Annotated in this window: 11 protein-coding genes; 6 read left to right on the top strand and 5 right to left on the bottom strand. The window is 63.9% G+C overall.

Annotation, left to right across the window (positions count from 1 at the left end; translation table 11 throughout):
- Positions 1-3: 3 nt before the first annotated feature.
- Entirely contained in the window at positions 4-2529 is a 2526-nt protein-coding gene (locus tag ASE28_RS16105) for a heavy metal translocating P-type ATPase (RefSeq protein WP_255361080.1), read from the top strand.
- Positions 2530-2593: 64 nt separating this feature from the next.
- On the opposite strand, the gene ASE28_RS16100 is transcribed toward ASE28_RS16105, so the two are convergent.
- Entirely contained in the window at positions 2594-3250 is a 657-nt protein-coding gene (locus ASE28_RS16100; RefSeq protein WP_057267501.1) for a thioredoxin domain-containing protein, read from the bottom strand.
- Entirely contained in the window at positions 3247-3663 is a 417-nt protein-coding gene (locus ASE28_RS16095) for a disulfide bond formation protein B (RefSeq protein ID WP_057267842.1), read from the bottom strand. The genes ASE28_RS16100 and ASE28_RS16095 overlap by 4 nt, the downstream gene beginning before the upstream one ends.
- A gap of 787 nt (positions 3664-4450) precedes the next feature.
- Between ASE28_RS16095 and ASE28_RS16090 the strand changes: the two genes are divergently transcribed.
- The 5 genes from ASE28_RS16090 (at position 4451) to ASE28_RS16070 (ending at position 11465) form a co-directional block, all read left to right on the top strand.
- Positions 4451-4789: a DUF4148 domain-containing protein gene (locus ASE28_RS16090; RefSeq protein WP_057267500.1), complete on the top strand. Its 339-nt coding sequence runs from the start codon at positions 4451-4453 to the stop codon at positions 4787-4789.
- A gap of 114 nt (positions 4790-4903) precedes the next feature.
- Positions 4904-5305: a hypothetical protein gene (locus ASE28_RS16085; protein ID WP_057267499.1), complete on the top strand. Its 402-nt coding sequence runs from the start codon at positions 4904-4906 to the stop codon at positions 5303-5305.
- A gap of 75 nt (positions 5306-5380) precedes the next feature.
- Positions 5381-6673: a TolC family protein gene (locus ASE28_RS16080; protein ID WP_057267498.1), complete on the top strand. Its 1293-nt coding sequence runs from the start codon at positions 5381-5383 to the stop codon at positions 6671-6673.
- Positions 6670-8310: an efflux RND transporter periplasmic adaptor subunit gene (locus tag ASE28_RS16075; protein WP_057267497.1), complete on the top strand. Its 1641-nt coding sequence runs from the start codon at positions 6670-6672 to the stop codon at positions 8308-8310. The genes ASE28_RS16080 and ASE28_RS16075 overlap by 4 nt, the downstream gene beginning before the upstream one ends.
- Complete coding sequence (locus ASE28_RS16070; protein WP_057267496.1) at positions 8307-11465, top strand: efflux RND transporter permease subunit; 3159 nt, start codon at positions 8307-8309, stop codon at positions 11463-11465. The genes ASE28_RS16075 and ASE28_RS16070 overlap by 4 nt, the downstream gene beginning before the upstream one ends.
- 83 nt (positions 11466-11548) lie before the next feature.
- Here ASE28_RS16070 and ASE28_RS16065 read toward each other — a convergent pair whose 3' ends face one another.
- The 3 genes from ASE28_RS16065 to ASE28_RS16055 all read right to left on the bottom strand — a co-directional run bounded on the left by ASE28_RS16065 (position 11549) and on the right by ASE28_RS16055 (position 14900).
- Entirely contained in the window at positions 11549-13897 is a 2349-nt protein-coding gene (locus ASE28_RS16065; protein ID WP_200963954.1) for a heavy metal translocating P-type ATPase, read from the bottom strand.
- A gap of 215 nt (positions 13898-14112) precedes the next feature.
- Positions 14113-14526, bottom strand: a complete 414-nt coding sequence (locus ASE28_RS16060; protein WP_235516144.1) for a DUF305 domain-containing protein — start codon at positions 14524-14526, stop codon at positions 14113-14115.
- Positions 14527-14558: 32 nt separating this feature from the next.
- The gene (locus tag ASE28_RS16055; protein ID WP_057267493.1) at positions 14559-14900 is read right to left on the bottom strand and encodes a four-helix bundle copper-binding protein; all 342 of its coding nucleotides are present in this window, start codon (positions 14898-14900) and stop codon (positions 14559-14561) included.
- Positions 14901-14907 lie beyond the last annotated feature (7 nt).

The raw sequence follows: 14907 nt of genomic DNA, 5'->3' as shown, positions 1-14907 counted from the left end.
GCCATGAAATCAGAAACCAGCACTCCTCCCAGCGTTGTTGACACCTGCTGCTCCTCGGGCTGTTCCAGTCCCGCAGCAGCGGCCCCTGCAGCCGCAAGCAGCCCGGGCCAAGGCAAGCTGTTCCGAATCGCCACCATGGACTGCAGCGCTGAGGAGTCGGAGATCCGGCGGGCGCTGGAACCTGTGGAGGGAATCCGCTCTTTGGGCTTCCAGCTGGGCGCGCGCACGCTGAAGATCGATGCGGAGGATCGCGCCTTGCCCCTGGCGCTCGATGCCATCCGCAAGGCGGGCTTCGATCCACAGCCGGTGGTCGCTGCGGCAAACACCCAGGGTAGCCAGGGCCGGGTGTTTCGCATTGCGACCATGGACTGCAGCGCCGAGGAGGCGGAGATTCGCCGAGCGCTGGAGCCTCTGGATGGGATTCGCTCTCTGGGCTTTCAGCTCGGTGCGCGGACGCTGAAGATCGATGCCGACGAAGGCACCTACCCGCTGGCCCTCGACGCAATCCGCAAAGCGGGCTTCGATCCGCAGCCAGTGGCCGGCGCCAATGGCTCCGAGGGCGGACAGGCGGGCGAACCAGCCGAAGGCGACGACCATGGACATGGTTTTGCAGGCGGCATCTCCCGACTGGTAGCCGCGCTGGTGTTCGCCACGGGGGCTGAGGTCCTCTCGTTCTTTGCTCCCGATCAAATGGCCTGGAAGGTGGCGGGCATGGCCATCGCCGCGCTGGCTATCTGGCTTGCCGGGATCGACACCTACAAGAAAGGCCTTGCAGCGCTGCTGCGCGGCAAGCTGAACATCAATGCGCTGATGTCGGTGGCCGTCACAGGAGCCTTCCTCATCGGCCAGTGGCCGGAGGCCGCCATGGTGATGGCCCTGTACGCGATTGCCGAGTTGATCGAGGCCAAGGCGGTGGACCGGGCCCGAAACGCTATCAAGGGCTTGCTGGAACTGGCGCCCGAAGAGGCTTTGGTACTGGGCACCAACGGAGCATGGACCGCTACACCGGTGGCTTCGGTGGCCATCGGAGCGACCGTGCGCATCAAGCCGGGCGAACGCGTGCCGCTGGACGGTAAGGTGACCAAGGGCAATGGCGCCATCAACCAGGCCCCCGTGACTGGCGAGAGCATCCCCGTGGACAAGGCACCTGGCGACCAGGTGTTCGCCGGCACGATCAACGAGACTGGTGAGCTGGAGTTCGAGGTCACAGCCTTGTCGAGCAACACCACCCTGGCCAGGATCATCCAAGCCGTTGAGCAGGCGCAGGGCACGCGCGCTCCGACGCAGCGCTTTGTGGATCGGTTCGCCTCCATCTACACCCCCGCAGTCTTCGCCATTGCCGTGGCGGTGGCGGTCCTCACTCCTTTCCTGATGGGACTTACCTGGCTGGAGGCGCTCTACAAGGCCCTGGTCCTGCTGGTGATCGCCTGCCCATGCGCTCTGGTCATTTCCACGCCGGTCACGGTGGTCAGCGGATTGGCCGCAGGAGCGCGCCGCGGGATTCTGATCAAGGGCGGCACCTATCTGGAAGATGCCCGGCTCCTGAAGGCGGTGGCGCTCGACAAGACCGGCACCATCACCGAAGGCAAGCCCAAGCTGGTGAAGTGGCAGGTGTGGGGTGCCGGTGATGAGGCAGCAGTCCAGCAGATGGCTGCCAGCCTGGCGGCTCGTTCCGACCACCCGGTTTCCAAGGCGATTGTCCAGGGCTTGGACGTAAAGGGCCCAGAAGCAGAAAGCTTCAAGGCCTTGCCTGGGCGCGGCGTCGAAGGCATGGTCAATGGTGTGCGCTTGATACTGGGCAATCACCGTCTGATCCATGAGCAAGGACTGTGCGGACCGGAGTTGGAGGCGGAGCTGGCCACCCATGAAAAACAAGGCCGCACGGTCACCCTCCTGGCGGACGAATCGCGCGTCCTGGCGCTGTTTGCGGTAGCGGACACCATTCGCGAGACGTCGAGGCAGGCCATCGTCGACCTCAAGGCGCTGGGAGTGACGTCGGTGATGCTGACGGGTGACAACACGGCCACCGCAAAAGCCATCGCGGCGCAGGCCGGCATTGATGACGCCCGTGGAGATCTGCTGCCCGAAGCCAAGCTTGATGCCATCAAGGAAATGCAAAAGCGCTATGGCGCTACCGGCATGACCGGCGACGGCATCAACGATGCGCCGGCGCTGGCGCAGGCCGACATCGGTTTTGCCATGGGTGCAGCGGGAACTGACACGGCCATGGAAGCAGCCGATGTGGTCATCATGAACGATGACCTTCAGCGCGTCGCCGAGACAGTGCGTCTATCCAAGCGCACCCACGCCATTCTCTGGCAGAACATCACCCTGGCACTGGGCATCAAGAGCGTCTTCTTGGTGATGGCGGTCGTTGGCACTGCCACCATGTGGATGGCGGTCTTCGCGGACATGGGAGCGAGCTTGCTGGTGGTAGCCAACGGACTGCGTCTGCTTCGCGGTACACGGGTGGAGCCAGCCGCCAAGCCAAGCCGCTCAGAAACCAAGGAGCATGCGCATTCCCACTGAGCGTTCGTCAGCGCGCGCCAAGTCCACCGGTGGGATTGCGGAGCGCTTACTGAATGTCCCGCTTTCATTTCTTGGTTTTGGAGACCTCTTGTGCCACTAGGTCGGCCAGCTGTTTGTGGCCAAAGCTGGGCAGCGGGCGCCCGTTGACAAAGAAGGTCGGCGTCTTCTCGACCTTGAGGGCGGTCAGGTCCTGCACGTCCTGTAGCACCACGGCGTCCAATGCAGGGGCTGCGATGTCCGCCCGCGCCCGTTGCATGTCCAGCCCCGCCTGTTCAGCCGCCTTGTAGGCCAACTCCAGGTTGGGGTTTCCATGGTCCGCCCACTGCGGCTGTGCGGCCAGCACCGCTTCCAGCACGGCCAGGTACTTGTCCTGCCGCCGGGCCGATTCCAGTAGCTTGACCACCTGCTCCGAGCCCTGGTGGAAAGGCGCATAACGGATGACCAGCCGCACTTCGGTGGGGTACTGCTGCATCAGTTCCTTCACCACCGGATAAAAGGCGCGGCAGGTCTCGCAGGCGGGATCGAAGAACTCGACGATGGTCACGGGTGCCTCACGGGGCCCGATCACGGGTGAATGCATGCGGACCAGGCGTTCGGCTTGTCCTGCCACCTGCAGCTCCTGTGCACTTTGCACGCGGCTCTGGTACAGATTCACGCCGACAAGGAAGGCCACAGAGGCCATGCCCAGCACGAGGAAGATGATGAGTTTTCGGTGTTTCATTTGTCTGTTTTTCGCAGATAGAGGGAGAGCGAGACGGCGATGGCAATGAACGCCGCCAGTGAAAGCCAGGGCAACTCAATGCCGTAGAGGATGTCGAGCTTCTGATCGGCGCACGACACGCCGGCGCCGCAGGGGACCCAAGCCTTGGGCACCAGGCCTGCCGCCAAGAGGCTGTGGTAACCAGCCACGACCGCACCCGCCAGCGCCAGAGGCAAGGCATAGACAGCGCCCCGGCGGTCGTCGCTGTAAAAGGCCATTCCAAGAAGCAAGGCCAGCGGGAACATGGCAATGCGCTGGTACCAGCACAAGACGCAAGGAGCCATGCCCATGACTTCGCCGATGAACAACGCACTGCCGGTGGCGGACACAGCCAGCAGCCAGGCGATCAGGAGCAGCACCGAGGGTCGGCTCATCGACACCTCCTTGAACAACGGTTCTGGCAGGAGGCACCGATCAAGGCACAACTGCGTGTGTAGATTCCAGAGCCATTCGGCCCGACAGTGGAGGACATGGAAAGATCCCGAAGGCATGCAAATGAGGCCAGCACACGCTGTGCTGGCACGCTTGGCGGGGATCGGAGACGGTGGTGACCGATGCCCTGGTCAGGCCAGGGCGGGCCACTGCGGGCGTTCGGGGCGACTGGCGGACTCTGAAGACGGCCACCCGCGCGTGTCGGTGTGAAAGCGCCATAGGGGAAAGGCCGGCAGTAGATCGCGTTGCGCCTGAACGGCTTCGGTGCCCTGCAGATGGCAGGAACCACAGTCCACGCTGGGCGCTGCATCGCCAGCTCGGGTGGATTCATCGATTGCTCCGTCCCGCAGCTGGGCGTGCTCGCAGCAATGCATTGCCACAGGAGGCAAGGAGCCCGGTCCTTCATCGTTGCAGTACGCGCCCACCGCCGCCCAGCACAGTTGCAGCGGCAACAGTACCAAGAGGAAAACAAGCAGACGGGTGCGGGAGTGCATCCGGAAAATTGTAGTGGCATCCCAGGCGGAACGGCCACTTTGGAGCGCCGGCGGATGCAATGCCCGGCAGTGTCGAATCGATCACACAGCCAGGCGCGGCAACATAACAAACTTGTAATCCTGCGGTGCGCAAGCTGTTGGCATACGGTCAGCAAACTGTCACACGTGACTCGTCGGCTGGCCAGACGTTGGTGCAGTTTCCGGGGCACGTGCATTCAAACCCAAGGAGATACACATGACAGTTCGCACCTTCCTGACCGCCTTGTCGCTTGCTGCGGCAGTGGCCCCAGCCATGGCCAGCAGCGTGATCCATCCTGCGACCACCGAGATGGGATACACGACGCACCCTGAACACGCGCAAGCGGGCAAATCGCGTGATCAGGTCCTGGCGGAGATGGATCAGTCCAAGAAGGACGGCCTGTGGCAGTACCACCGCTTTGGAGCTCCCGTACCGGTCAAGGGCAAGGCCGCGACCCGCGATGAAGTGCTGGCTGACCTGGAACGCTCCCAGAAGCATCCAAGCTGGGCACTGCGCCGTGTCGGTGCACCAGTTGCGGCAGTACCCGCGCCCTGACACCATCCTTTGCCAGGTCCGTCATCCAAGCTGGTAATGAACCATGAGGGCACCCGCCCTCACGGGCGTGCATAGAACTTCTTTCGCGCCAGGGAGTCCACTACACTCATCCCCATGCCTCGCAACCGCCGCACCCGCCTGATCACAGTGCTTTTTGCACTGGTCAGCCTGCTGTTCATGCAGCTGGCAGTGGCAAGCTACTCCTGCCCGGGTGCGCAGTCTTCCCGGGTCGCCGAAGTCGCGGCCATGGCCGAAGCTGGGATGCCGTGCGCCGAAACCATGTCGCTGCGCATGGACGACGAGCAGCCCCATCTGTGCCAGGCGCACTGCCAGGCAAGCCAGCAAACAGCCGACAAGTACGAGTTGCCTGCGATGGCTTCCGCCGCCCTGGCGGACATTGCCTATACCCCCTTCATTGCGCCGCACCTGCCAGAGGGTGCCCCCGCGCAGGCGCCGCTCCTGAAGCGCACAACGGCCCCACCTTTGGCCGTGCAGCTCTGCTGCTTTCGCATTTGACATCCCAGACCGTCTGAGCGTTGCCTGAGGCACTTCGAGTGCCCGGCAGCTTGTTCTTCGCTGTCTGGAGATGACATGTCTTGTTTGATTTCGGCCCGCTGGTGGGCCACTGCTGCCATGGCGGCAGCCTTGAGCGTGCCCGCCTGGGCCGGTACGCCCGATGAACCCCTCTCGCTGCGCGAAGCACTGGCCCTGGCTGCCGCACGCTCGCAACAACTGGTGGCCAGCCGAGCCTCGACGGCTGCATCGCGGAACATGGCCATCGCTGCGGGCCAGTTGCCGGACCCCGTCCTCAAGTTCGGCTTGGACAACCTCCCGCTGAACGGAGCGGACCGGCTGAGCCTGTCGCGCGACTTCATGACCATGCGGCGTATCGGCGTGATGCAGGAGCTGCCCGGCGCGCAAAAGCGCCAACTGCGCACCGAGCGTTTCGAGCGCGAAGCCGATCTCTCCGTCGCGCAAGGCCAGATGAGCCTGGCCAACCTCCAGCGGGACACCGCCCTCGCATGGATTGAGCGCTACTACACCCAGCGGATGCGGGACCTGGTGCTGCGACAGATCGAGGAAACCAGGCTCCAGGTTCAGGCGATCGAGTCCGGCTTTGGTATTGGACGAAGCAGCCAGGCCGACGTGTTTGCAGCGCGGTCGGCCCTCGTCCTGCTGGAAGACCGGTTGAGCACGGTGGACAGGCAGCAACGAAACGCCGCCCTGGTCCTCGCCAGATGGGTCGGCCCGGACGCCGAGCGGCCGGCCACCGAGGCACCGGCCTGGCAGACGAGCCGGCTTGAAGACGGCAGGCTGCAGGAGCACATCCCGCTCCACCCCGATCTGCTCGTGCTCAAGGCGCAGGTGGATGCCGCCCAGACCGAGTCGCGGCTGGCCGACGCCAACCGACGATCCGACTGGAGCGTCGAGGTGATGTACAGCCAGCGCGGCACTGCCTACTCGAACATGCTCTCCGTCGGTGTCTCGATTCCCTTGCAATGGGACAGGGCCAATCGCCAGGACCGTGAGCTGGCCGCCAAGCTGTCCATGGTCGATGAAGCGCGCGCCAAGTACGAGGACATGCTGCGCAGCCACGAGGCCGAGGTGCGCAGACTGCTCAACGACTGGCAAACTGGCAAAAGCCGTGTCCATCGCCATCGGGAACAGCTCATTCCCCTGGCCGAACAACGCGCACAGGCGGATCTGACGGCATACCGCACGGGCAAGGTGGACTTGGCTGCTGCCCTGGCTGCACGCCGCGATGTGATCGACGCCCGCATGCAGGCGCTCGCCGTCGAAATGGAGACCGCCAAGAGCTGGGCCCAGTTGAATTTCCTGTCACCCAGCGACAGCCTCCCCACATCTCGCCAGGAAAAGCCATGAAAAACTCCCACATCCTCGTGGCCTCCACCCTGGTGCTGGCCGTCGTCGCCGGCGGCTATGCCGCTTTTGAAATAGGGATGCGGCGCGGCGCCAGCATGGCCGCCTCCGGCACAAGTGCGCCAACTTCAACCGATGCAGCCACACAGGCTGCTCCACCGGTACCGACAGGAGCGGTGCCTCAGGGGATTGCCGAAGGCGAGGACGCCACTCGGCGCCACATGGCAGCAGGCATCCAGGCCGGACAGACCGACCCGGCCAACGGACGCAGGATCCTCTACTACCACGACCCCATGGTGCCGGGCAACAAGTTCGACAAGCCCGCCAAGTCCCCCTTCATGGACATGATGCTGGTGCCCGTGTATGCGGACGGCGATGCCGACCAGGGCAAAGTCACCGTCAGCCCTCGCATCCAGCAGAACCTGGGTGTGCGAACCGCCATCGTCTCCGAGGGCAAGCTGGCGCCGCAGGTGAATGCCGTTGGCAGCATTGCCTTCAATGAGCGCGACCAGGCCACAGTGCAGGCCCGCGCCACCGGCTATGTCGAACGGCTGCATGTGCGCGCCACGCTGGACCGGGTCGCCAAGGGGCAGCCCATGGCCGAACTCTTCGTGCCCGAATGGGTCTCTGCGCAAGAGGAGTTCCTGTCCCTCAAGCGCATGCCCGGCAGCGACCTCGCAGGCCTCATCGATGGGGCGCGCCAGCGCATGCGGCTGGTCGGCATGAACGACGCGCAGATCGCGCTGGTGGAGCGCACCGGCAAGGCACAAGCCCGCACCACGATCTTCTCGCCCATTGCTGGCGTGGTAGTGGAACTGTCGGCGCGCGAGGGGATGACCGTCATGGCCGGGGCGCCGCTGTTTCGGATCAACGGTATGTCCACCGTATGGGCCAATGCCGAGGTTCCAGAAAGCCAGGCGGCGCTGGTACGGCCGGGGGCGATGGCGCGGGCCCAAAGCCCTGCGGCGCCCGGCGTCAAGTTCGAAGGCCGGGTTCAGGCCATCTTGCCCGACGTCAACGCCAGTACGCGGACCCTCAAGGCCCGTCTGGAGTTGGCCAACCCCGGCCTGCGGCTGGTGCCCGGCATGTTCGTCTCGATGCAGTTCATGGACGAGCAGGGAGAAAGCGCGCTACTGATCCCGACCGAAGCCGTGATCCAGACCGGCAAGCGCACGGTGGTGATGGTTGCCGAGGACAACGGCAGGTTCAGGCCGGTGGAGGTCCAGGCCGGTGTCGAGTTCGGCGGCCAGACCGCGATCAAGAGCGGCCTGCAGGCTGGCCAGCGTGTGGTGGTGTCCTCGCAGTTTCTGATCGACTCCGAGGCCAGCCTAAAAGGGGTGGAAGCCCGCCTGAACGAAGCGCCTGCACAGGGCGCTGGCGTCGCAGCGCCGCGCCATGAGGGCGAGGCACAGATCGTGGCCATCGACAAGGATTCCATCCTGCTGTCGCATGGGCCCATTCCGTCCATCCAGTGGGGACCGATGACCATGGAGTTCAAGCCGCCGCCACCGGACGCGCTGCCGCGCAACCTGGGGAAAGGCGATCACGTCACGATTGAATTCTTCATGGACAAGGAGGGGATGCCCCAGCTCACGCGGGTATCCCCGATGCTGGCGCCCTCGCCAGGAGTCAAAAAGTGATCGCCCGGCTGATCCGCTGGTCCATCGCCAATCGCTTCCTGGTACTGCTGGCCACGATGGTCGTCGGCGCCTGGGGCGTTCACGCCTTGCTCAGGACACCACTGGACGCGCTGCCCGATCTGTCGGACGTGCAGGTCATCATCCGCACCACCTATCCGGGCCAGGCGCCGCGCATTGTCGAGAACCAGGTCACCTATCCGCTGACCACGACGATGCTGTCGGTACCGGGGGCGAAGACCGTGCGTGGCTACTCGTTTTTTGGTGACTCGTTCGTGTATGTGCTGTTCGAGGACGGCACGGACCCCTATTGGGCGCGTTCGCGCGTGCTGGAGTACCTCAACCAGGTGCAGTCCAGGCTGCCGACCGCAGCCAAGGCCTCGCTCGGCCCCGATGCCACCGGCGTGGGGTGGATCTACCAATACGCCTTGATCGACCGCAGCGGCACCATGGACCTGGGCCAGTTGCGGGCCCTGCAAGACTGGTTCCTGAAGTACGAGCTCAAGACCGTTCCCAACGTCGCAGAAGTCGCCTCCGTGGGGGGCATGGTGCGCCAGTACCAGATCGTGCTGGACCCCGACAAGCTGGCCGCCTATGCCATCCCCCACACGCGCATCACCGAAGCCGTGCAAAGGGCGAACCAGGAAGCCGGCGGCTCGGTGCTGGAACTGGGTGAAGCCGAGTACATGGTGCGCGCTTCGGGATATCTGCAGTCGCTGGATGATTTCCGGCAGATACCCCTCATGACCACACCAGCGGGCGTCTCCGTGCGCCTGGGCGACGTGGCGCGCATCCAGTTGGGCCCTGAGATGCGCCGCGGCATCGGCGAACTGGACGGCGAAGGCGAGGCCACTGGCGGCATCATCGTCATGCGATCGGGCAAGAACGCGCTGGAGACCATCGAGGCGGTCAAGGCCAAGCTCAAGTCCCTGCAGGCCAGTCTTCCCAAAGGCGTGGAAATCATCCCGGTGTACGACCGCTCCAGCCTGATCGAGCGCGCCGTGAAGAATCTCTCGTTCAAGCTGCTCGAGGAGTTCCTGGTCGTAGCCGCCGTGTGCCTGCTCTTCTTGTTCCACCTGCGCTCGGCATTCGTGGCCATCATCTCGCTGCCGCTGGGGATCCTGGCCGCGTTCATCGTCATGAACTATCAGGGGGTCAACGCCAACATCATGTCGCTGGGCGGTATCGCCATCGCCATCGGCGCCATGGTCGATGCCGCGGTGGTCATGATCGAAAACGCCCACAAGCACCTGGAACACTGGGCACACGCGCATCCCGACGAGAAACTCGAAGGCGAGGAGCGTTGGTGCGTGATCGGGGACTCGGCCGCCGAAGTGGGCCCGGCCTTGTTCTTCTCCCTGTTGATCATCACGCTGTCCTTCATCCCCGTTTTCACGCTGGAAGCGCAAGAAGGCAGGTTGTTCGCCCCGCTGGCATTTACCAAGACCTACGCCATGGCGGCCGCGGCGGGCCTGTCTGTGACGCTCATCCCGGTGTTGATGGGCTACCTCATCCGTGGGCGCATACCCCTGGAACGGGCCAACCCGCTCAATCGCCTTCTGATCGCTGTCTACCAGCCCTTGCTCAATGGCGTGTTGCGTGCGCCCAAGCTCACGCTGGCGATTGCGGGCGCCGTCCTGGTCATCAGCCTGTGGCCGCTGCAGCACATCGGAGGCGAGTTCATGCCAAGGCTCGACGAGGGGGACTTGCTGTACATGCCCACGGCCTTGCCGGGCTTGTCGGCAGGCAAGGCCTCCGAACTCCTGCAGCAGACCGACCGGCTGATCAAGACGTTGCCCGAAGTGGCGAGCGTCTATGGCAAGGCCGGCCGCGCCGAGACCGCTACTGACCCAGCGCCGATGGAGATGTTCGAGACCACGATCCAGTTCAAGCCACGCGAGCAGTGGCGCGCGGGCATGACGCAGGACAAGCTGGTGGAAGAACTCGACCGTATCGTCAAGGTGCCGGGCCTGGCCAACATCTGGGTACCACCAATCCGCAACCGCATCGACATGCTGGCCACCGGGATCAAGAGCCCGGTGGGGGTCAAAGTCGCCGGAACGGACCTCGCAGAAATCGACCGCATCACGACACAGATCGAGAATGTGCTCAAAGGCGTGCCGGGCGTCTCCAGCGCCCTGGCCGAGCGGCTCACGGGCGGACGCTACGTGGACGTGAACATCCGTCGCGACGCGGCCTCCCGGTTTGGGCTGAACATTGCTGACGTGCAGTCGGTCATTGCCTCGGCCGTGGGCGGCGAGAACATCGGCGAGACGGTCGAAGGCCTGCAGCGCTTTCCCATCAACGTCCGCTATCCCCGGGAAACCCGCGATTCCCTGCAAAAGCTGCGCAGCCTGCCTATCTTCAGCCCCCAAGGCGCACGCCTTGTGCTGTCCGATGTGGCGGATGTGCGCATCTCCGATGGCCCGCCCATGCTGCGCAGCGAAAACGCCCGGCTGTCGGGCTGGGTCTACGTGGACATCCGTGGCCGGGACCTGCGCTCGGCCGTGCAGGACATGCAAAAGGCCGTGGCGCAGGTGGTTCAGCTGCCCTCGGGATACTCGGTTTCCTGGTCCGGCCAGTTCGAGTTCCTGGAGCGTGCCACGGCAAAGCTCAAGGTGGTGCTGCCATTCACACTGCTCATCATCTTCGTGCTGCTGTACCTGACCTTCCGCAGCATTGGGGAAGCGCTGCTCATCATGGCCACGCTGCCATTCGCCTTGGTGGGGGGTATCTGGCTGCTGTATCTGCTGGGCTACAACCTTTCTGTCGCTGGCGCGGTGGGCTTCATTGCGCTAGCCGGGGTCTCGGCGGAATTCGGCGTGATCATGCTGCTGTACCTCAAACACGCTTGGCAGGACCGCATCGACCAGCAACGGACCGAACCTGAGGATCTACTGGATGCCATCCGCGAAGGTGCCGTGCTGCGGGTACGCCCCAAGGCCATGACGGTCGCCGTGATCCTGGCGGGCTTGCTGCCCATCATGTGGGGAACGGGTACCGGATCGGAAGTGATGCAGCGCATCGCCGCACCCATGGTCGGCGGAATGATCACAGCCCCATTGCTGTCCATGTTCGTCGTTCCCGCCGCATACCTGCTCATGCGCCGGGCGAGAAAAGGTCGGGCGGTCCCGCAACCAATTCCACAACCACGCTAAAAAACGGCCATCGCCATCGCCATCGCCATCGCCATCGCCATCGCCATCACCATCGCCATCACCATCGCCATCACCATCACCAGCTAGCGCTTGCGCAAACGCAGGGCATTGGCGATCACAGATGCCGAACTCAGGCTCATCGCCAGGGCGGCGATCATCGGTGACAACAGCCAGCCGGTGAATGGGTACAGAAGACCAGCGGCCAGCGGTATGCCCAGGGCGTTGTAAAAGAAGGCGAACATGAGGTTTTGCTTCATGTTTCCCACCGTCGCCTCAGACAGTTCGCGCGCCGTGGAAATTCCGCGCAGGTCACCCTTGACCAGCGTGACCTGGGCGCTGTTCATTGCCACATCGGTGCCGGTGCCCATTGCGATACCCACATCTGCCTTGGCCAGTGCAGGCGCGTCGTTGATCCCGTCGCCAGCCATGGCTACGACACGGCCTTCGGCCTGCAGCCTGGAAACCAGGGCCAGCTTGTCCGCAGGCTTGACCTCACCGTGGACTTCATCGATCCCGAGCCTGGCGCCCACCGCCTTGGCGGTGGTCATGCCGTCGCCTGTGGCCATGATGATGCGCATGCCTGCCGCGTGCAGGGTTGCCAAGGCCTCCGGCGTGCTGGCCTTGACTGCATCCGAGACCGCCAGCAACCCTTGCAACTGACCATCCGCTGCCAGGTACATCACGCTGGCCCCCGTGGCACGTAAAGCCTCGGCCTGCGCCAGCAGCGGCTCCGCTGACACACCCACTTGCTCCATCAGGACAGTGTTACCCAGGGCCAGTTGGCGGCCTGCAACCCGGCCGCGCACGCCGATACCCGATCCAGATTCGAAATCCTCGGGCTTATCCAGCGCCAGGCCCCTGGTCCGCGCCGCATGGACAATCGCGTCCGCCAGGGGATGCTCGCTGCCCTGGTCCAGACTGGCCGCCAGACGCAGCACTTCATCCTCGGACAGGCCGGGCATGGCCACCACCTGCTCGAACGACGGCTTGCCCTCGGTAAGCGTGCCGGTCTTGTCCACGATCAGCGTGTCTACCTTGCGCAGGTTCTCTATGGCTGCGGCATCTCGGAACAGAACGCCACTGGTCGCGCCCCGGCCCGTCGCCACCATGATGGACATGGGCGTGGCAAGGCCCAGTGCACAGGGACACGCAATGATCAGCACGGCAACCGCGTTGACCAGGCCATAAACCCAGCGTGGCTCCGGTCCGAACAGGCCCCATGCGAACAGCGTCAGAAGCGCGATACCGACCACGGCCATCACGAAATACCCCGCTACCTGGTCGGCCATGCGCTGCATGGGCGCCCTTGAGCGCTGCGCCTGCGAGACCATCTGCACGATCTGGGACAGCATGGTGGCAGATCCCACACGCTCCGATCGGATGATCAGCGCGCCGTTGGTGTTGAGCGTGGCGCCGATCACCGCGTCCCCTGGTCCCTTGACAATCGGCACCGGCTCGCCGGTGAGCATGGCTTCGTCCACAGCGCTGCTGCCCTCGACGACCACTCCATCCACTGGCACCTTCTCACCGGGGCGCACGCGCAACAGATCGCCCACATGCACATGGGACAGGGGCACGTCGCTTTCCTGGCCGTCCGGGTCGATGCGCCGCGCGGTCTTGGGCGCCAGGCCCAGAAGCGACTTGATGGCGGCCGAAGTCTGGGAGCGCGCCTTGAGCTCCAGCATCTGGCCGAGCAGCGTCAGCGAAATGATGACGGCCGCGGCTTCAAAGTACACCGACACGCGCCCCATGGCCTGGAACGATGCCGGAAAAACACCCGGAGCCACGGTGGCCACCACGCTGTACACGAAGGCAGCGCCTGTGCCCAGACCGATCAGAGTCCACATATTGGGACTGCGATTGGCCACCGACTGGGCGCCGCGCACGAAGAAGGGCCAACCGGCCCACAGCACGATAGGAACAGTCAGCACCAGCTCGATCCAGCTCTGGGAGGCCATCTCGAACCACTGCAGGCGGTGTCCCGCCATGGCCAGGACCGTGACTACGATGGTCAGGGGCAGTGTCCACCAGAAACGGTGACGAAAATCTACCAGCTCGGTGTTCTCGCCTTCCTCCAGCGTCGGAAGCATCGGCTCCAGGCTCATGCCGCACTTGGGGCAGTTTCCAGGGTGGTCCTGTTGCACCTCCGGGTGCATGGGGCACGTATAGATCGTGCCTGGCTGCGCTGCTTCGGGTTCTGGCGAAGCGGGTGCGTCGCTTCCCGGAACGTACTTCTCGGGGGCATCGACGAATTTGGCGCGGCACTTGGCGCTGCAAAAGTAGAAGGGATGCCCTTCGTGCTCCGCTGAATGATGGGACTGATTCGTCACATCCATACCGCAGACAGGATCCTTGAGACCCGTCGGGGGATGGGGCACATGCGCGTCATGGCCCTCATGGGCGTGGTGGTCGTGCGGCGTTGCGGTTGACATGTATGGAACTCCTGTCTATCGGCTTGGCGGTAGGCCTGGTACGAACAATAGGGTCTGACACGGTGGCAATGTCAAGCCTGAACGTGGGCAACACTGATCTATCGCGAGTCCTGCCTCTGCCCCTGCGTAAATCCATTGCAGGAAGCCCACAAGCTACTACCCCTGGATCTGGATGGGCTCCAGGTCCAGGGGCAGCGCCTGGGGTTGCGCGCAGGCTACTTGGCGCCTGCAGGTGCTTTGCCGCTTCTGGCCAAGAACGCGTCCAGGACTGCAATCTCTTTTTTCTGCGCCGAGATGATTTCCTTGGCCATTTTCAGCAACTGCGGATCTTTGCCATCGCGCAGCTGGCCCTGGGCCATGTCGATAGCGCCCTGATGATGGATGCGCATCATCTGCGCAAAGTCCACATCGGGGTTTCCGGTCATCGCCATGGACGACATCTTCTCGTTGTTCCCCTTCATCATGGACTTCATGTCCATCTTGCCGGCGGGCATCGAGGAGTCCATGCCGGAGCCTTTCATTCCGGCGTGCGGTGATTGTTGGGCCTGCACGATCAATGGGGACACCAAGGCGCTGACCGCCAGTGCGGTAGCGGGGATCAATTTCAGAACAGGGTAGGAACCATTCATCGCGATTCTCCAGACAGGGATGACGTTGTGGTTCAGCGGGCGCTGGCCATGGACCGGCATTCCTGCGCGCACTTGTGGCACTCGGCGGCGCAGGCTTGGCAATGCTCCGCTTCATGCTTGGCGCACTCGTCGCCACAGGCTTGGCAAATCTCGGCGCACAGCGCGCAGATGGCCTTGGCATGCTCGCTGTTGCGCGCCATCGCACTGGCAGCGAAACTGCACACGGCAGCGCAGTCTGCATCCAGGGCAATGCAGCGCACCATCATCTTCACGTCTTCTTCCTGCAGGCATGCGGCGAAGCATTGGTTGCAAGTAGTGGCGCATGACAGGCAGGCCTGGATGCAGCTTTGGTATTGGGTTTGGGCGTGGTTCATTGGAAGC

The organism is Acidovorax sp. Root219, from assembly GCF_001428665.1.
Lineage (GTDB): Bacteria > Pseudomonadota > Gammaproteobacteria > Burkholderiales > Burkholderiaceae_C > Acidovorax.
Note: the sequence above shows the minus strand (reverse complement) of the source record. Positions and strands in the feature narration are given on the sequence as shown.

Coding starts and splice junctions, on each gene's coding strand:
- ASE28_RS16105 (WP_255361080.1), top strand. CDS start 4: ATGAAATCAGAAACCAGCACTCCTCCCAGCGTTGTTGACACCTGCTGC.
- ASE28_RS16100 (WP_057267501.1), bottom strand. CDS start 3,250: ATGAAACACCGAAAACTCATCATCTTCCTCGTGCTGGGCATGGCCTCT.
- ASE28_RS16095 (WP_057267842.1), bottom strand. CDS start 3,663: ATGAGCCGACCCTCGGTGCTGCTCCTGATCGCCTGGCTGCTGGCTGTG.
- ASE28_RS16090 (WP_057267500.1), top strand. CDS start 4,451: ATGACAGTTCGCACCTTCCTGACCGCCTTGTCGCTTGCTGCGGCAGTG.
- ASE28_RS16085 (WP_057267499.1), top strand. CDS start 4,904: ATGCCTCGCAACCGCCGCACCCGCCTGATCACAGTGCTTTTTGCACTG.
- ASE28_RS16080 (WP_057267498.1), top strand. CDS start 5,381: ATGTCTTGTTTGATTTCGGCCCGCTGGTGGGCCACTGCTGCCATGGCG.
- ASE28_RS16075 (WP_057267497.1), top strand. CDS start 6,670: ATGAAAAACTCCCACATCCTCGTGGCCTCCACCCTGGTGCTGGCCGTC.
- ASE28_RS16065 (WP_200963954.1), bottom strand. CDS start 13,897: ATGTCAACCGCAACGCCGCACGACCACCACGCCCATGAGGGCCATGAC.
- ASE28_RS16060 (WP_235516144.1), bottom strand. CDS start 14,526: ATGAATGGTTCCTACCCTGTTCTGAAATTGATCCCCGCTACCGCACTG.
- ASE28_RS16055 (WP_057267493.1), bottom strand. CDS start 14,900: ATGAACCACGCCCAAACCCAATACCAAAGCTGCATCCAGGCCTGCCTG.